Here is a 17,294-nt window from a genome sequence, read left to right as displayed (position 1 = left end):
GACGACGCAGACCCGCACGGACCAGGCGGCCGGGCGGGTGCCGACCACCTGGCCGATCCCGGCAGCGCCGACGGCTCCGCGAACCAGGCCGGCCCGGCCGCCGCAGACCGTGGCCCGGCGGCGACGGGCGGCGTCCTTGGTGCGGCCGCTGCCCAGGCCCCCGCGCAGACGTCCGCTCACGCCGCCGGTGCGGAGGCCGGCGGCGTGAGCGGCGCGGAGCGGACCCCCCGGAATCCCGGCGAACCCGTGGCCCGGCGGACCGTGCCCGCCGGTTCCGTCGGCGCCGCCCGGTCGGCCGGATCGCTCGGGCTCGACGTACCTGACGCCGCCGTCCGCCCGGCCCGTGCCGCGGCCCCGGCTCCCGTCGCAGCCGCGCACGGCGCAGGCGCCACCGCCGAAGCCAGGCGCGCCACCGGAACGCTGGCGGTCGGTGCCGCGCGGGCCGGGGCGCTGCTGGAGCGGCAGCTCACGCTCGCCCGGACCCGGGCCCACTCCGCCGCGCTCCAGACGCTCGGGTCGTCCCGGTTCCACGCCGTCGCGGACGCCGTCGCCGTACTGGCCTCCGAGCTCCCCCTCGCCCCGGCCGCCGAGCGCACGGCCGCCGAGACGCTCGTGCCCCAGGCCGAGACCGCCGAGCAGCGGCTGCTGGAGGCCGTCGCGGCGCTGCCACTGGGCCGCGCCGCCCATCCGTACAACGCGGACGCCCTGATGAACGGCCTGGCCACCGCCGGCGACGAGCAGGACGCGCCCTGGCACGAGGTCCGGCGGCTGCTGCGCCTGCATCGTTACGCACAGGAGGTGCTGTACCCCGGCGCGGACCAGGTGCTCCGGCACGCCGGACGGGTCCTGGACCGGCACCGGGACGCCGCCGAGGCTGCAGCGGCCGCGGCGGCAGCCGCCCGCACTCCCCGAATCGCGCCGGCAACGGCCTACGCCCTCGGGGTGCTTCACGCCGACCAGCGGCACGAGGTCGAGGCCGCCCGCTTCGCCTTCCAGCAGGAGTGGCGGCACGCCACGGCGGTGTCGGCCCCGTGACGGACGGCGACCCCGTCCTCGCCGCGGGCTGCGCGCTGTGGCGCCGGTCGCCCTACGGGGACGGCGGCGTGGAGATCTGTCTCGTGCACCGTCCGAAGTACGACGACTGGTCCTTCCCCAAGGGCAAGCTCAAGCGCGGGGAGGACGAGCGCTCCGCGGCACGGCGCGAGGTGCTGGAGGAGACCGGTCACCACTGCCTGATCGGTCCCCGCCTGCCCACCGCACGCTATGTCGCAGGCGGCCGCCCGAAGCAGGTCATGTACTGGGCCGCAGAGGCCACGACAGGCGGCTTCACCCCGGGCAACGAGGTCGACAGCATCATCTGGCTGCCCCCGGCCGCGGCCCGCAACCGTCTCACCCAGCCCCGCGACCGCACTCTTCTCGACGCGCTCCTCGAGGCACTGCACGTAGCTTGAGCAGGGATGACGCACTGCGCATCCGACGCCGCCCCCTGCTCCCTCCGAAGAGCCCCTCAGCGGTCTCTCGGCGCCACACGCCCGTCGCGCGCGCTCGGCCGAACAGGTGAACACTGAATCGAGCACCAGGCCGCCCTGCATGGTTCACCTGCCGTTCACTCTCTCCCGTTGGTCGCGTCACCTGATCTGCCTAATTTCGGCCTTACACGGTGACCGGCACAGTGCTGGTCCCCCCACCCCGACGCACGCCGCCATAGAACGTTCAGAGTCAGGCGGCAACTGGAAGGAACACCCGAAAAGTGAAGCTTCAGCGCAAGAACGGGCTTCGCGCCACCGCGCTCGGTGCCCTGGCCGTGTCCGGCGCCCTGGTCCTCACGGCGTGTGGTTCGGACGACAACACCAAGCCTGGCAGCGGCGAGACGTCCAAGGCCTCCTCGAACATCAAGTGCGACGACGCCAAGGGCAAGCTGCTCGCGTCCGGTTCCAGCGCACAGAAGAACGCCATGGACCTCTGGGTCAAGAACTACATGGCCGCCTGCACCGGCGTGGAGGTCAACTACAAGGCCTCGTCCTCCGGTGAGGGCATCGTCGCCTTCAACCAGGGCACCGTCGGCTTCGCGGGCTCCGACTCGGCGCTCAAGCCCGAAGAGGTCGAGGAGTCCAAGAAGATCTGCAAGACCGGCCAGGGCATCAACCTGCCCATGGTCGGCGGCCCCATCGCCATCGGCTACAACGTGCCGGGCGTGGACAAGCTGAACCTGGACGCCGCCACCCTCGCCAAGATCTTCAACAACAAGATCAAGAAGTGGAACGACCCGGCGATCGCCGCGCTGAACGAGGGCACCAAGCTCCCGGACACCGCGATCCAGGCCTTCCACCGCTCCGAGGACTCCGGCACCACCCAGAACCTCGGTAAGTACCTCGCCGCCACCGCCGCGAAGGACTGGCCGTACGAGCCCGAGAAGAAGTGGCCGGCCCCGGGTGGCCAGGCCGCGTCCGGCTCCGCGGGCGTCGCCGCCCAGGTCAAGCAGGCCGAAGGCTCCATCGGCTACTTCGAGCTCTCCTACGCGACCTCGCAGTCCATCCCGACCGTGAACATCGCCACCGGTGCTGCCGCCCCGGTCGAGGCCACGTCGGAGAACGCCTCCAAGGCCATCGCCGCCGCCAAGGTCAAGGGCACCGGCAAGGACCTGGCCCTGGACCTCGACTACGCCACCAAGGCCGATGGCGCCTACCCGATCGTCCTGGTGACCTACGAGGTCGTCTGCGACAGCGGCAACAAGGCCGACACCCTCGGCACCGTCAAGTCCTTCCTGACCTACACGGCCTCCGACGAGGGCCAGAAGGTCCTGACGGAAGCCGGCTACGCCCCGATCCCGGCCGAGATCAACGCCAAGGTCCGCGAGACCGTCGCGGGCCTGAAGTAACACAGTCGGCCGGCGGGGGCCTTGCCCCCGCCGGCCACCCTCCGGTGCACCGCCGCCAGGGGAGCCGCTCCGCTCCCCCACCCCAGACCGGAAAGATCATGGCTTCCACAACACCCACAGACTCTCTGCCTCCGACACCGGCTCCGCCGGTCACCAGACGAGCCACCTCCACGGGCCGCGCGGGCGACAAGGTCTTCCTCGGCCTGTCCCGCGGCTCGGGCATTCTGCTGCTGGTGATCATGGCGTCGATCGCCGTGTTCCTCACCTACCGCGCCACGCTCGCCATCTCGAAGGACGAGGGCAACTTCCTCACCACCTTCGACTGGAACCCGGCGGGCAACCCGCCGGTCTTCGGCATCGCGGTCCTCCTCTTCGGCACGGTCGTCAGCTCGATCATCGCGATGCTGATCGCGGTACCGATCGCTGTCGGCATCGCGCTGTTCATCTCGCACTACGCGCCGCGCAAGCTCGCCGCTCCCATCGCCTACGTCGTCGATCTCCTGGCCGCCGTGCCGTCGATCGTCTACGGCATCTGGGGCGCGCTCTTCCTGGTCCCGTACCTCGAGGGCCTCAACCTCTGGCTCGACGAGTTCTTCGGCTGGACCTACATCTTCGAGAAGACCGAGGTGGGCGTCGCCCGCTCGCTCTTCACCGTCGGCCTGCTGCTGGCGATCATGATCCTGCCGATCGTGACCAGCGTCAGCCGCGAGGTCTTCCTCCAGGTCCCCCGGATGAACGAGGAAGCGGCCCTGGCGCTCGGCGCCACCCGCTGGGAGGTCATCCGCATGTCGGTGCTGCCCTTCGGCCGCTCCGGCGTGATCTCCGCCTCGATGCTCGGCCTCGGCCGTGCCCTCGGCGAGACGATGGCCGTCGCCACCGTCCTGTCCCCGAGCTTCGTGATCTCCCTCCACCTGCTCAACCCGGGCGGCGGAACCTTCGCGCAGAACATCGCCGCGAAGTTCGACGAGGCCAATGAACTCGGACGCGACGCGCTGATCGCCTCCGGTCTGGTCCTCTTCATCCTCACCCTGCTGGTGAACGGCGCGGCCCGCATGATCATCGCGCGCCGCAAGGAGTACTCGGGGGCCAACGCATGAGCCACGCAGCCATACAGGACAGGAAGACGCCGCCGAGGCCGGGACGCCCCAGCAGCCTCAGCTCCCGTGCCCTCCCGCGCGGCTCCCAGCCCCTCTTCGCCGTCGTGGCAACCGCCCTCGGTGTCGGCATCGGCATGGTGGCCGGCTGGGAGAGCAAGGTCCAGTGGGGCCTGATCTCCGCCCTGCTCTTCGTCGTCATCTCGTACGTGGTCACCAGCGCCGTCGAGAACAGGCGCCAGGCCAAGGACCGGCTCGCCACCAGCATCGTCTGGGTGTGCTTCATCCTCGCCGTGATCCCGCTCTTCTCGCTGATCTGGGTCACCGTCAGCCGCGGTGTGAAGGCCCTCGACGGGTACTTCCTCAGCCACTCGATGGCCGGGGTCCCCGGCTTCGAGCCCGGTGGCGGTATCTACCACGCGATCATCGGCACCCTGGAGCAGGTCGGTCTCGCCACCGTGATCTCCGTGCCGATCGGCCTGCTGACCGCCATCTACCTCGTCGAGTACGGCAAGGGCACGCTGGCCAAGGCCGTCACCTTCTTCGTCGACGTCATGACGGGTATCCCGTCGATCGTCGCCGGCCTCTTCCTGCTGTCGATCATGCTGATGTTCGATCTGCAGCCGTCCGGCCTGATGGGCGCGCTGGCCCTGGCGATCCTGATGCTCCCGGTCGTGGTCCGCTCCACCGAGGAGATGCTCAAGCTCGTCCCGAACGAGCTGCGCGAGGCCTCGCTGGCCCTCGGTGTGCCGAAGTACCGCACGATCCTGAAGGTGGTCATCCCGACCGCGCTCGGCGGCATCACCACCGGTGTGATGCTCGCGATCGCCCGTATCGCCGGTGAGACCGCCCCGATCATGCTGCTCGTCTTCGGCGCCCAGCTGATCAACAGCAACCCGTTCGAAGGCGCCCAGTCCTCGCTCCCCTACTACATCTGGGAGCAGTACCGGGTCGGCAGCGAGGCGTCGTACGACCGCGCCTGGGCCGCCGCCCTGGTCCTGATCGCCTTCGTCATGATCCTCAATCTGGTGGCCCGCGGCATCGCCCGCTGGAAGGCCCCGAAGACCGGCCGCTAAGGCCTCGATATTCGGCTCCGCCGAGCGGGGCTCACGAAAGAAGAAGTGATTCACATGGCCAAGCGAATCGACGTCAGCGGCCTGACCGCCTACTACGGCACCCACAAGGCCATCGAGGACATCTCGATGACCGTTGAGCCCCGCTCCGTGACGGCCTTCATCGGCCCCTCCGGCTGCGGAAAGTCCACCTTCCTGCGCACCCTGAACCGCATGCACGAGGTCACTCCCGGTGGCCGCGTCGAGGGCAAGGTGCTGCTGGACGACGAGAACCTGTACGGGTCGGGCGTGGACCCCGTCGCCGTGCGCCGTACGGTCGGCATGGTCTTCCAGCGCCCGAACCCGTTCCCGACCATGTCGATCTTCGACAACGTCGCGGCGGGCCTGCGTCTGAACGGCTCGTACAAGAAGAACGAGCTGGCGAATGTCGTCGAGAAGTCCCTCAAGGGCGCGAACCTCTGGAACGAGGTCAAGGACCGCCTCAACAAGCCCGGCTCCGGCCTGTCCGGTGGTCAGCAGCAGCGTCTGTGCATCGCCCGCGCGATCGCGGTCGAGCCCGACGTCCTGCTGATGGACGAGCCCTGCTCGGCGCTGGACCCGATCTCCACGCTGGCGATCGAGGACCTGATCGGCGAGCTGAAGGAGCGGTTCACGATCGTCATCGTGACGCACAACATGCAGCAGGCGGCCCGCGTCTCGGACCGTACGGCCTTCTTCAACCTGTCCGCGGTCGGCCAGCCCGGCAAGCTGATCGAAATCGACGAGACCGAGCGCATCTTCGCCAACCCGTCGGTCCAGGCGACCGAGGACTACATCTCGGGACGCTTCGGATGATGGACGGCCCCGTGGTGAGCCTGGGCAGAGGCCGTTGGTGGCCGCTGCCAGTGGTGGGTTCACCCGGGGCGCACGCCGACGGTCCTGTGCCGAGCCTGGCCAGGGGGCGCTGGTGGTTGCGGCGGGTGACGGGTTCACCCAGGGAGTACGCCGACGCAACCGGCCGCCCATAAAGACGTCCTGCGGTGCTGCATGGCGGTGCCACCGCAAGGCGAAGGGCCCGCCCCTCTCTCCCAGAGGGGCGGGCCCGCTTGTCGTTGATGCGCAGAGGTGACCGCCGTGCCGTTGACGCTGTGCCGTCGGCTGCTGCGCCGCCGGCTGCTGTGCCTGGTCACGATGCCCGGTGACGACGAAGGGGCGGCGCCGGGGACTACCCCGGCCCGCCCCTTCCTGCGACGCACGATCCGTCAGGCGAAGATCAGGTACACGACCCCGTAGCTCAGTGCGGCAACCACCGCCGCCGCCGGCATCGTGATGAACCACCCGAGCACGATGTTCTTCGCGACACCCCAGCGCACCGCGTTCACCCGCTTGGTCGCCCCGACACCCATGATCGCCGAGGTGATCACATGCGTCGTCGAGATCGGCGCCTGGAACAGGAACGCCGAACCGAACATGATCGACGCCCCCGTCGTCTCCGCCGCGAACCCCTGCGGCGGGTCCAGTTCGATGATCTTGCGGCCGAGCGTGCGCATGATGCGCCAGCCACCCGCGTACGTACCGAGCGACAGCATCACCGCACAGGCGAGCTTCACCCACACCGGGATCGGGTCCTTGAAGTCCTCGACATCGGCGATGACCAGGGCCATCACCACGATGCCCATGGTCTTCTGCGCATCCTGGAGACCGTGGCCGAGGGCCATGCCCGCCGCGGAGACCGTCTGCGCGATACGGAAACCGCGCTTCGTCTTGTGCGGATTCGACTTGCGGAAGATCCACATGATCGCGCACATCACCAGATAGCCGACACAAAGACCGACGACCGGCGAGATGAACATGGGGATGACGACCTTGTCGAGCACCCCGGACCAGATCACCTCGGTCCCGCCCGCCAGCGCCGCACCCACCATGCCGCCGAACAGCGCATGAGAGGACGACGACGGCAGGCCGAAGTACCAGGTGACCAGGTTCCAGACGATCGCGCCGACGAGAGCCGCGAAGAGGATGCCCATACCTTGGGACCCCTTGGGCGTCTCGATCAGGCCCTCGCTGACGGTCTTGGCCACGCCGCTGCCGAGGAAGGCTCCGGCGAGGTTCATCACCGCGGCCATCGCCAGCGCCACCCGGGGGGTGAGCGCCCTGGTGGACACCGAGGTGGCGATCGCGTTGGCGGAGTCGTGGAAGCCGTTGGTGTACGTGAAGAAGAGCGCGACCCCGATGGTCACGACCAGCGCAAAGGTGTCCACGAAGCTCAGGACTCCTTGACCGCGATGGTCTCCACAGTGTTCGCCACATGCTCGAAGGCGTCAGCGGCCTCTTCCAGCACATCCACGATCTGCTTCAGCTTGAGCACCTCGATGGCGTCGTACTTGCCGTTGAAGAGGTGGGCGAGGAGCTTGCGGTGGATCTGGTCGGCCTGGTTCTCGAGCCGGTTGACCTCGATCCAGTACTCCGTGAGGTTCTCCATGGTGCGCAGATGCGGCATCGCCTCGGCCGTCAGCTCGGCCGCCCGGGCCAGCACCTCGACCTGCTGCTCGACGCCCTTGGGCAGTTCCTCGACGTTGTAGAGGACGACCAGGTCGACGGCCTCCTCCATGAAGTCCATGATGTCGTCGAGCGACGATGCGAGGGCATAGATGTCCTCGCGGTCGAAGGGCGTGATGAACGAGGAGTTCAGCTGGTGGAAGATCGCGTGGGTCGCGTCGTCCCCGGCGTGCTCCGCAGCCCGCATCCGTTCGGCGATCTCTGCTCGGCCGGACGTGTCCGCCCCGAGCAGTTCCATCAGGAGCCTCGAGCCCGTGACGATGTTGTCCGCGGACGCGGCGAACATGTCGTAGAAGCTCGTCTCCCTGGGGGTCAGACGAAATCGCACGTGGGGTCCTCGGGGTGCTTTGAATTGGGTCAGGCTGATGCTAGGTGCATCATCCGGCCACAGCTAACCGGCAGGGTCCCAGTGTCGCCCATGGGCTTTCGCGATCAATACGGGCCCCACCCGGATCTCACCCAATTCGTTACGATATACCCACGAGGGGTATACGGACCCTTTCAGGACAGCGGGAGGACGCGATGACGACCACCGAGGCGGCCGGCCCCCCGGTCACCGACCACGGCGACGGTCACCACGCAGCGACACACGGCTACCACAAGCAGAAGGACGAGCACCTCAAGCGTCTCCGGCGGATCGAAGGCCAGATCCGCGGCCTGCAGCGGATGGTCGACGAGGACGTGTACTGCATCGACATACTCACCCAGGTCTCGGCCTCCACGAAGGCCCTGCAGTCCTTCGCGCTCCAGCTGCTCGAGGAGCATCTGCGGCACTGTGTGGCGGACGCGGCGATGAAGGGCGGCGAAGAGGTCGACGCCAAGGTGGAAGAAGCGACGAAGGCGATCGCGCGCCTGCTGCGCACGTGATCCCGTCCGCCCCGGGGCCTGCCGACCGGCTCCGGGCCGTGGCCGGATATGGACGGTGCGCCTCAGCGGTGCGGCATCATGACGGGATCACTCCCGGTCGGGCCCGGTCGAACGTTCCTGCGTCACCATCAGCACCTCGTCGATACGGTCCGGACTGAGCCGGTCCCCGTCCGCGTCCGACGCCGCGATCATCAGCTCGCCGCACAGCTCGATCTCGGCGAGGGCCACGTGGTCCTCCTGGACGGTTGTCGTACTGGGCGGAGCCACGTGCAATCACCTCTTCCAGCCGGAGTCGACTTCCTAGCGTAGGGAGCGATGCACGGACTGCGCATGGCACGTCCGGACCATTTAGGCCCTGACCTTCCCGGAGTAGATGTCCCGCTCATCCGGCAGCCGCACGACCACCCGGGCCCCGAAGTCGAAGAGGACCGTGGTCGATGTCACGGCGACCGTACGGCCCTGATTGGCGAAGCTGAACCGGTGCCGGACCTTGCGCACCCGGCCCTCGTCGTCCAGATAGACGTCGAAAGGGACCACGTCCCTGGTGAACCCCTTCGCCGCCGCGGCCAGCGACGCCCGCGCATGCGGCTCGGCCGCCCGGGCCGCCCGCCCGATGTCCGTCGTCCCCTTGAAGTGCCGTACCCGCCGGCCGGCCAGCTCCACCTCACCGACGTACGTGACGTCCTGCGCGCCCCGCAGCAGTTCCGCCGCCGCCAGCGGATCGGTCGCACCGCCCGTGACCAGATTTCCGTCGTCGAGCGTGGTCGTGTCGACCCGGACCCATTTGTCGGCGGGCACACCCGCGCCCCGGTTCTTCATGTAGAGCGCACCGGGCGTCAGCAGCTCTGTGATCGGTTCGTGCCCGTCGGCACCGGCCGGGTCCTTCGGCAGCACGACCCTCAGCCGCCCCATCCGCCGTGCGAAGTCGTACCCGCCCTCACCGCGGATGGTGACCCGGGTGCCGCCGGCGGCCATCTCCATCGAGGTGCGCGCCTTGGAGCTGCCCGCCTCGGTGAGTGTGTCCGCCGCTCTGCGGACCTCGTCCGCGGGTCCACCGCCGCTGCGGTTCTCGGCGGCGGCGCCCGCGCCCGAGCACGCGCTCGTCGCCACCACCCCCACCACGGCCGCGGCGACGGCGAACGCGCCGCCCCTGCGCCTGTGCTCCTGCACCACCATCGCCTGCCAACCCCCAACACCGGACCGCCGCTTGTAGGAGTCCCACCCCTCCCCTCGGCCCGAGGGGCCTGGGGACACCTCATTCGCATAACGACGGCCTGAGCACGTCGTCACGCGACTGTCCGGTCACTGAGACCCCTCATGGCGCAGTACCGTGGTCCTGTGCACCAGCAGGACCGGCCCGGCGGCACCCGGGAACACATCGCCACCACCGCCGAGCGCGGTGCGTTCGCGTTCGCCCGCTGCAGTTGCGGCTGGTCGGGGCCCGCGCGCAGATCCCGGGAGCGCGCCCGTACGGACGCCACGTCGCACGAAGCGGCGGACTGACCCGAAGCGTCGAAGAACGATCCGGAAACGATCCGGAAGCGGCCCGGCCGGAACTGGCCGTCCGTGGATACCGTCTCCTTCCCCAGGAGGATCCATGGACCGGCGCGCGCTGCTCACCACTGTTGTCGCTGTTGCCGCGACCGCCTGCACGGGCAAGGACCGTGACCCCGGCGGCGCGACGGGTAAGAGCACCGAAGCTCCTTCGCGCGGCACCGCGTCCGCGTCCTCGGCGCCGCCCGACTGGGGCGCGCTGGCCCGCGGGCTCGAGGGACAGCTCGTCCGGCCCGGCGACGCCGACTACCCGAGCGCGCGGCAGCTCTACAACACCCGCTTCGACGCGCTGAGGCCCGCAGCCGTGGCGTATGTCGCGGGCGAGGACGACGTCAAGGAGTGCCTGGCGTACGCGAAGGCCCACCGCACCCCCGTGTCCATCCGCAACGGCGGCCACTCCTACGGCGGTTGGTCCTCCGGTAACGGCCACCTCGTCATCGACGTCTCCTCCCTCGACCGGATCGGCGCCGACGGCACCATCGGCGCCGGCGCCAAACTGATCGACGTCTACAACGCTCTCGCCCGCCACGGCCGCACCATCCCGGCCGGCTCCTGCCCCACGGTCGGCGTCTCGGGCCTGGTCCTCGGTGGCGGCCACGGCGTCGCCTCGCGCGCCTACGGTCTGACCTGCGACAGCCTGACCTCCGCGAGGATCGTCACCGCCGACGGGCGGGTGCTGACGGCGAGCGCGCAGCAGAACAAGGACCTCTTCTGGGCGCTGCGCGGCGCGGGAAACGGCAACTTCGGCGTCGTGACCGGGCTCACCTTCCGTACGCATCCGGCGCCGCGGACCGTGAGCGCCTTTCTCAACTGGCCGTGGCCCAAGGCCGACAGGGTGATCGCCGCCTGGCAGCGCTGGGGTCCCGACCAGCCGGACGAGATCTGGTCCTCTCTGCATCTCGCCGCGGGCCCCGGCGGCGCCGCCCCCACCCTGTCCGTCGCTGCTTTCACGCTCGGTGCCGAGAGCGACCTGCGCAACGCGCTCGACCGGCTCGCCGACCTGGTGGGTTCCTCCGCCTCGTCGGTGGCGCTGCGCCCGCGCAGCTACCGGGACGCGATGCTCGCCTACGCGGGCTGCCTGTCGTTCACCGAGGCACAGTGCCATCTGCCGGGTACCACCCCCGGCCGCTCGCCGCAGGGTGCGCTGCAGCGCGAGACATACGCCTCCGCCTCCGACTTCTACGACCGTGACATCGACGCGGCCGGGCGCCGGGCGCTGATCGCCGCAACCGAGGCGTTCACCAGGATCCCGGCGGCCGAGGGCGGCGGCGGTTCGATCGCGCTGACCGCGCTCGGCGGCGCGGTGAACCGGGTGGACCCGCTGGCGACGGCATTCGTGCACCGCCGCTCCCGGATGCTCGCCCAGTACATCGGCGCCTGGCGGGCGGACACCGCCGGCACCGCCCAGCAGAGCTGGCTGAAAGACACCCACGCGGCGATGCGGCGGCACGCGTCCGGGGCCGCGTACCAGAACTACGCGGATCCGACGCTGCGCAACTGGCGCGAGGCCTACTACGGTCCGGCGGCGGACCGGCTGACGCGGCTGAAGCGGCAGTACGACCCGGACCGTCTTTTCGCCCACCACCCACAGGCCTTGTAGGCGCGGGCGCGCAGCAGGCGGAGCCGCGCCGGCTCAGGCCGCCAGGTCGCTCTCGTCTTCCCCCGCGCCTGCGGTGCGCGGCTCGGGGATGCCCACCGCCTCGGACGACGGGCCACCGGCCCCGGCCTTCCTCGACCGTACGAGGCGGCCGAAGCGTCCTGATCCGGCGACCGCCGACACCAAGGGGGTCAGCAGGGCGAGGGCGAGCGGTGCCAGCAGCAGCGCCACCGCCGTACCGAGCGCGAAGCCGCCCACGACGTCGGTCGGGTAGTGCACGCCCATGTAGACCCGGCAGAAGCCCTCGGCCATCGCCAGTCCGAGGGCGGCGAGTCCGAAACCGCGGTGCGCGACGAAGAGTCCGGCCGCGATCGCCATCGCCATCGTCGCGTGGTCGCTGACGAACGAGTAGTCGGTCTTGCCGTCCACCAGGACCTCGAGGCCCGTGTGGTTGACGAACGGGCGGGGCCGCTCGACGAAGCCGCGGATGGGGATGTTGATCAGCAGAGCGACGCCGGCGGCCAGCGGCGCCCAGATCAGCCCGGCGACCGCCGAGACCGAGTCGTCGGCGCTGCCGCGCCGGCGCACGCTCCACCAGCACCACAGGACCACCAGGACCAGGGCGAGCATGATGCCGTACTCGCCGACGAACTCCATGGTCCGGTCGAACCACGAGGGGGCGTCCTTCGCCAGGCCGTTGATGTCGTAGAGCAGGCCGACATCCGGGTTCGACCCGTTCGCGGCGACGGTCGCTGCGAGTCCAGCCATCTCCTGCGGCCCCTTGCCTTGTTGCCTGCCGGCGCACGGGGTGTGCGCCGCGTCCGTGAACCCCCGTGGTCGGTGCGGTGTCTGCTGCTTGGTCAGTGCGGCCGGCCTGTCCCCCCAGGAAACGACCCGTTGCACGGCGACGTTCCACTCTCCACGGAACGATCACCATGACGTTATCGAAGAGTGACACGTCGTTGCAGCTCAGAGAGGTGCGACGGGGTCGGTTCCAGCCGGTGCGCCGGGCTTTTCATGCTTCCGGCGCGGCCTCGGGAGCGTCAGCCGGAAGGTCGGTGGGCAGTGCCCGGGCGCCGTCCTCGGTGACACGGGTCGCGCCGAAATAGTCCGGTGTGTCGATCTTGTCGAACCGGATCACCGCCCCGGTGTACGGAGCGTTGATCATGTACCCGCCGCCAACATAGAGCCCCACATGCCGGATGGCGCGAGAATTGGTCAGGTCGTCGGAGAAGAAGACGAGGTCTCCCGGCAGCAGTTCGTCGCGCGCGGGATGCGGTCCCGCGTTGTACTGGTCGTTGGCGACGCGCGGCAGCTCGATCCCCACGGTCCGGTACGCGGCCTGGGTGAGCCCGGAACAGTCGAACCGCCCACCCTGCTCGGGCGTTCCGTTCCCGCCCCAGAGGTACTTGGTGCCGAGCTTCTGCTGCGCGAAGTAGATGGCCCCGGCCGCCTGCCGCGACGGCTCGACCCGCCCGACGGGCCGGGCGAAGCTCTTCTCGAGGGTGCGGATGACCTTCACATAGTTCTGCGTCTCGCGGTACGGCGGGACTCCGCCGTACTTGATGACCGCGTACGCCCCCGCGTTGTACGCGGCCAGCATGTTGTCGGTCGGATCGCCCGGCGCCTTCTTCACATACCCGGCGAGCTCACAGTCGTACGAGGCGGCGGACGGAATCGCGTCGGCCGGGTCCCACACGTCGCGGTCGCCGTCCTTGTCCCCGTCGATGCCGTGCGTGGCCCAGGTGCCGGGGATGAACTGCGCGATGCCCTGTGCGGCGGCCTGGCTCTGCGCCTGGGGGTTCCAGCCGCTCTCCTGGTAGAGCTGGGCGGCGAGGAGCGCGGGGTTGATGGCGGGGCAGAGGTTGCCCCACTTCTGCACGAGCGGCTGATACCGGGCGGGCACGGCCCCCTTGGCCAGTCCGACGGCCCCGTTCTTGCCGCCCGACCCGCCGAGCAGCCCGGCGGCGGCGGAGTACGTGCCGACGACGAGCAGCGCGACGAAGCTGAGACACAGCCCGATCGACGCTCCCGCGACCAGCCACGCCTTACGCACCGTCAACCACCCTTCACCTCACGGCAGTCCACCCTGCGCCAGTGTAGGGGGACCATCCGCTCGGACCGTGGGTCGCCGCTACCGCTTGCGGCCCACCCCGCCGAACATCGCCACCTCGTCCGGGTTCGCCGGGTCGCCCGCGTCCGGCCGCCAGCGGTTGCACGACACCACGCCGGGTGCCAGCAGCTCCAGGCCGTCGAAGTAACGCTCCATCTGCTCCGGCGTGCGCTGGGTGAGCCTGGGCGTGCCGTGCTCGTTCCAGAACGCGACCGCCGCGTCCACATCGGGCATCGCCGGACTGGTGATCGTGTGGGACAGCACGAGATGGCTGCCGGACGGCAGCGCGTCCATGAGCCGGCGCACGACGTCGTACGACTCCTCATGGCCCTCGATGAAGATGACCACACCCAGCAGCATCAGCGCGACGGGCTGCTTGAAGTCCAGCGTCTGCGCCGCACGCTCCAGGATCGTGTCGACGTCGCGCAGATCGGCGTCGAGATAGTCGGTGCGGCCCTCGGGCGAACTGGTGAGCAGGGCACGGGCGTGCGCGAGGACGAGCGGGTCGTTGTCGACGTACACGATCCGCGCATCGGGCGTGACGCGCTGGGCCACCTCATGGGTGTTGTCGGCGCTCGGCAGCCCCGTACCGATGTCCAGGAACTGCCGGATCCCGGCCTCGGCCGCGAGATACCGCACCGAGCGCCCGAGGAACCTGCGGTCGGCCAGGGCGTACTCGCCGATCCCGGGATGCAGCTCCCGGATCTGGTCACCGGCTTCGCGGTCGACCACGTAGTTGTCCTTGCCGCCGGTCCAGTAGTTCCAGATCCGAGCGGTGTGCGGGCGGGAGGTGTCGATCCTGGCGAGGAGGTCCGCTTCATCGGTCACGCGCGACAGGGTAACCAACTCTGGTCAATTACTGCTGAGTTGGCTCACTTTTGATCGCCGCGGTACCGCAAGGACGGCAATCCGGCGGACCAGGGGGCGCCGGCCACTGCCGGCAGGCGCTCGAGCGGCGTTCCCCGGTATGCCCAGGACGCGTAACCCCACAGCACTTTCGACCGTTCCCGTGGGGTACGTACCGCTACGCCACAAAAGGAGCGAATTCCGCAATGAGGATCCCGCGCCAGCTGGCCGTCACCATCAACCACGGTCTCGACGAGTGGGTACCCCCGGCCATCCGGGACGCCAAGTGGTTCATGCGCCCCGCCATGAAGGCACTGTTCCGCGACCGGACGGACGACTTCACCACCTTCAAGGACAAGGCATTCGGCCTGAGCGAGCGGGAGTTCTCCGATGTGTACCGCCGGGTCGCGCCGGTCCTCATCGACCGCGAGACGGACCTCAACCACAGGTGCATTCAGCGGATCCTGGGGTCCGTCGCGGGCAGCACGGTGCTCGAGGCAGGTACCGGGCGGGGCTATCTTTCCGGGTTGCTGAGCCGCAGTTTCGATGTCACGGGAACGGACATCATCGTCCCGGTCGAGGTACGCGAGCGGCACCCTCGGGTCACGTTCCAGGAGGCCAACGTCGAGTCGCTTCCTTTCCCCGACGACTCCTTCGACACGGTTGTGTGCACCCATACCCTGGAGCATGTGCAGAACCTGCAGGCCGCCGTACGGGAGTTGCGACGGGTCGCCAAGGACCGGCTGATCATCGTGGTGCCGCGGCAGCGCCCGTACAAGCACAGCTTCGATCTGCACATTCACTTCTTTCCTTACGCCTGGTCCCTGCAGTCGCACTTCGGTTACCGCGACCGCTGCCGGGTCACGTTGATCGGCGACTGGTTCTACGTCGAGGACAACCCCGTGGCGGAGCTGGGCGATCACGGCCGATCTCTCCGTCATCAGCCCTTGCCGCAACGAGGCTGAGGTATCAGGCCCTCACCACGGCGAACCGCAAGTCGTACAAGTCATCGGGCAGAGGGCATTGAGGCACTCTCTGCCTGATCCTCCATTCGGAGGGTAGTGGCCGCTCCGAGGGGGCATCCGGAGTCAAATCCGGGAAGTTTCTGGCATCTTGAGATTCGCAGCCAGCAGCTACCGGAAGGGCGTCATGCAAGCACTGCCCGCATCGACTGTCGCGCCCCAGAAATCCCCCGTCGATGACCATTCAGCGTCGAAGCCGGCCCTCAAGATCCGATCCACCACAGCATGGTGGATCTGGGCTCTGGCGGGAGCATGTTTCTTTTCGTACATGATGCTGTCGTTGCGCATCCACCAGCAAATGCTCTCCTTCAGCTATGACTTGGGAATCTTTGAACAGGTCGTCCGTTCCTATGCCGAAGGGCACCTGCCGGTATCCGAACTGAGAGGCCCGGATTACCCGGTCCTGGGAGAGCATTTCTCCCCCATCCTGGCCCTCTTGGCTCCTTTCTACATGCTGTGGCCGTCGCCGATGCTCCTGCTCGTGGCGCAGGCCTTGCTGATCGCCATCAGCGTGGTGCCCCTGACTTTCTGGGCACGCCGAGCACTTGGGGACGAGGCGGCCGCGTTCATCGGCGTCAGCTACGGCCTCTCCTGGGGCATTGCCGCGGCGGTGGGCTTCGACTTCCATGAAGTGGCGTTCGCAGCCCCCTTGCTCGCCTTCTCGCTGACCGCTCTTGGAGAGAACCGGTCACGTGCCGCGGTGTTCTGGGTGCTGCCTCTGGTTCTGATCAAGGAAGACCTCGGACTGATGGTGGCCGTGATCGGCATCATCATTGCCTGCCGCGGGGAACGAAAGCTCGGATTCCTCACGATCGCGTACGGTCTGGGCGCCACGGCACTGGAGATGCTGGTGATCATGCCGGCCCTGGCTCCCAGCGACTCCTACTTCCACTTTTCCTGGCTGAGCAGTTCCGGAGGCAACGGGCTGGGGGATCTGCTGTACCGATACACGATCGGGCTCATCACCCCGCAGCAGAAGGTCACCACCCTCCTGCTCCTTCTGTCCCCGACTCTCTTTCTGGCCCTGCGATCCCCGCTGCTGTGGGTTGCACTGCCCACCGTTCTCTGGCGCTTCGCCTCGAACCTTTCGTCCCACTGGGACACGTTCGGACACTACTCGCTCGTCCTGATGCCCATCGTCTTCGCGGCTTTCATCGATGCCCTGCGGAAACGACGCGCACGTAAAGGCAGCGTGCGGAGATACGCTGTGGGCGCCGCCGCGATCAGCCTCCTGCTGCTTCCGCACTTTCCCATGTGGAAGATCATCCAGGCTTCCACATGGCGAACCGACCCCCGAATCGCCGTTGCTCACAGCATGATGAGCCAGATCCCCGACGGTGCCACCGTCCAGACCTCGAACCAGCTGGGGCCTCATTTGACGGGCCGTACCAGTGTGAGTCTCCTCGGCTACTTCAGCAGCCGCCCCGACCCTCAATGGATCATGGTGGACACCTGGGTGACACCGGATCGACGATGGCCGCTGAATGCATTCCAGGAGAAAAGTGTTCTGGACAACGCCCGCGCTCGCGGATATCGAACGGTGGACGCAAGAGAGGGCTTCGTACTGCTCAGCCGTTGACAGCAGAAGAGTCGTGGGCTTCTTCGTTCGAGGCCGGGGCGCGAGGGTTCAGGCGCTCCGGCCCGGGGGCGGTGTCCCTGCCTCACCACCACAACCGGACCGGCTTCGTCGGGACTTCACCGCTCAGGCTCAT

The 17,294-nt window shown here is 68.7% G+C and carries 19 protein-coding genes; 12 read left to right on the top strand and 7 right to left on the bottom strand.

Annotation, left to right across the window (positions count from 1 at the left end; translation table 11 throughout):
* The first annotated feature begins 48 nt into the window (after positions 1-48).
* From ABZ208_RS11025 to ABZ208_RS10995, 7 genes are all read left to right on the top strand, one after another.
* Complete coding sequence (locus tag ABZ208_RS11025; protein WP_356909326.1) at positions 49-1,035, top strand: CHAD domain-containing protein; 987 nt, start codon at positions 49-51, stop codon at positions 1,033-1,035.
* Positions 1,032-1,451, top strand: coding sequence for an NUDIX hydrolase (locus ABZ208_RS11020; RefSeq protein WP_356909203.1), 420 nt, complete (start codon positions 1,032-1,034; stop codon positions 1,449-1,451). Before ABZ208_RS11025 ends, ABZ208_RS11020 begins: the two co-directional genes overlap by 4 nt.
* A gap of 299 nt (positions 1,452-1,750) precedes the next feature.
* Positions 1,751-2,878, top strand: coding sequence for a phosphate ABC transporter substrate-binding protein PstS (gene pstS / locus ABZ208_RS11015; RefSeq protein ID WP_356909202.1), 1,128 nt, complete (start codon positions 1,751-1,753; stop codon positions 2,876-2,878).
* A 98-nt stretch (positions 2,879-2,976) separates the two neighbouring features.
* Positions 2,977-3,975: a phosphate ABC transporter permease subunit PstC gene (pstC, locus tag ABZ208_RS11010; RefSeq protein ID WP_356909201.1), complete on the top strand. Its 999-nt coding sequence runs from the start codon at positions 2,977-2,979 to the stop codon at positions 3,973-3,975.
* A complete protein-coding gene (pstA, locus tag ABZ208_RS11005; protein ID WP_356909200.1) occupies positions 3,972-5,048 on the top strand; it encodes a phosphate ABC transporter permease PstA in 1,077 nt (358 codons plus the stop codon). Before pstC ends, pstA begins: the two co-directional genes overlap by 4 nt.
* Before the next feature lie 54 nt (positions 5,049-5,102).
* Positions 5,103-5,879, top strand: a complete 777-nt coding sequence (pstB, locus tag ABZ208_RS11000; protein WP_328399073.1) for a phosphate ABC transporter ATP-binding protein PstB — start codon at positions 5,103-5,105, stop codon at positions 5,877-5,879.
* A gap of 279 nt (positions 5,880-6,158) precedes the next feature.
* Entirely contained in the window at positions 6,159-6,317 is a 159-nt protein-coding gene (locus tag ABZ208_RS10995; RefSeq protein ID WP_356909199.1) for a hypothetical protein, read from the top strand.
* Here the strand turns inward: ABZ208_RS10995 and ABZ208_RS10990 are convergent.
* Both ABZ208_RS10990 and ABZ208_RS10985 read right to left on the bottom strand, forming a co-directional pair.
* Positions 6,287-7,285, bottom strand: a complete 999-nt coding sequence (locus ABZ208_RS10990) for an inorganic phosphate transporter (protein ID WP_356909198.1) — start codon at positions 7,283-7,285, stop codon at positions 6,287-6,289. The two genes, ABZ208_RS10995 and ABZ208_RS10990, sit on opposite strands and share 31 nt — an antisense overlap.
* A gap of 5 nt (positions 7,286-7,290) precedes the next feature.
* Entirely contained in the window at positions 7,291-7,911 is a 621-nt protein-coding gene (locus ABZ208_RS10985) for a DUF47 family protein (RefSeq protein ID WP_356909197.1), read from the bottom strand.
* A 194-nt stretch (positions 7,912-8,105) separates the two neighbouring features.
* Here ABZ208_RS10985 and ABZ208_RS10980 point away from each other — a divergent pair, with 194 nt between their 5' ends.
* Entirely contained in the window at positions 8,106-8,450 is a 345-nt protein-coding gene (locus ABZ208_RS10980; protein ID WP_356909196.1) for a metal-sensitive transcriptional regulator, read from the top strand.
* 87 nt (positions 8,451-8,537) lie between these two features.
* Here the strand turns inward: ABZ208_RS10980 and ABZ208_RS10975 are convergent, their stop codons facing one another.
* Complete coding sequence (locus ABZ208_RS10975) at positions 8,538-8,717, bottom strand: hypothetical protein (RefSeq protein ID WP_356909195.1); 180 nt, start codon at positions 8,715-8,717, stop codon at positions 8,538-8,540.
* An 81-nt stretch (positions 8,718-8,798) separates the two neighbouring features.
* Positions 8,799-9,626, bottom strand: coding sequence for a hypothetical protein (locus ABZ208_RS10970; RefSeq protein ID WP_356909194.1), 828 nt, complete (start codon positions 9,624-9,626; stop codon positions 8,799-8,801).
* A gap of 141 nt (positions 9,627-9,767) precedes the next feature.
* On the opposite strand from ABZ208_RS10970, the gene ABZ208_RS10965 reads away from it, so the two are divergent.
* Both ABZ208_RS10965 and ABZ208_RS10960 read left to right on the top strand, forming a co-directional pair.
* Positions 9,768-9,953, top strand: a complete 186-nt coding sequence (locus ABZ208_RS10965; protein WP_356909193.1) for a hypothetical protein — start codon at positions 9,768-9,770, stop codon at positions 9,951-9,953.
* Positions 9,954-10,047: 94 nt separating this feature from the next.
* Positions 10,048-11,604 (top strand): FAD-binding oxidoreductase, encoded by a 1,557-nt coding sequence (locus ABZ208_RS10960; protein WP_356909192.1) that lies wholly within the window; start codon positions 10,048-10,050, stop codon positions 11,602-11,604.
* 33 nt (positions 11,605-11,637) lie between these two features.
* Here ABZ208_RS10960 and ABZ208_RS10955 read toward each other — a convergent pair whose 3' ends face one another.
* From ABZ208_RS10955 to ABZ208_RS10945, 3 genes are all read right to left on the bottom strand, one after another.
* Positions 11,638-12,369: a phosphatase PAP2 family protein gene (locus ABZ208_RS10955; protein WP_356909191.1), complete on the bottom strand. Its 732-nt coding sequence runs from the start codon at positions 12,367-12,369 to the stop codon at positions 11,638-11,640.
* A gap of 247 nt (positions 12,370-12,616) precedes the next feature.
* Complete coding sequence (locus ABZ208_RS10950) at positions 12,617-13,657, bottom strand: bifunctional lytic transglycosylase/C40 family peptidase (RefSeq protein ID WP_356909325.1); 1,041 nt, start codon at positions 13,655-13,657, stop codon at positions 12,617-12,619.
* A 78-nt stretch (positions 13,658-13,735) separates the two neighbouring features.
* Positions 13,736-14,542, bottom strand: a complete 807-nt coding sequence (locus ABZ208_RS10945; RefSeq protein WP_356909190.1) for an SAM-dependent methyltransferase — start codon at positions 14,540-14,542, stop codon at positions 13,736-13,738.
* Between the two features lie 224 nt (positions 14,543-14,766).
* On the opposite strand from ABZ208_RS10945, the gene ABZ208_RS10940 reads away from it, so the two are divergent.
* Both ABZ208_RS10940 and ABZ208_RS10935 read left to right on the top strand, forming a co-directional pair.
* Positions 14,767-15,525, top strand: a complete 759-nt coding sequence (locus tag ABZ208_RS10940) for a class I SAM-dependent methyltransferase (RefSeq protein WP_356909189.1) — start codon at positions 14,767-14,769, stop codon at positions 15,523-15,525.
* Positions 15,526-15,850: 325 nt separating this feature from the next.
* Positions 15,851-17,161: a DUF2079 domain-containing protein gene (locus ABZ208_RS10935; RefSeq protein WP_356909188.1), complete on the top strand. Its 1,311-nt coding sequence runs from the start codon at positions 15,851-15,853 to the stop codon at positions 17,159-17,161.
* The last annotated feature ends 133 nt before the right edge of the window (positions 17,162-17,294 follow it).

This window comes from Streptomyces sp. NPDC006208 (assembly GCF_040613775.1).
In the GTDB taxonomy this organism is placed as follows: Bacteria; Actinomycetota; Actinomycetes; order Streptomycetales; family Streptomycetaceae; genus Streptomyces.
The sequence above is the reverse complement of the archived record's forward strand: the minus strand, read 5'-3'. Positions and strand labels throughout refer to the sequence as shown.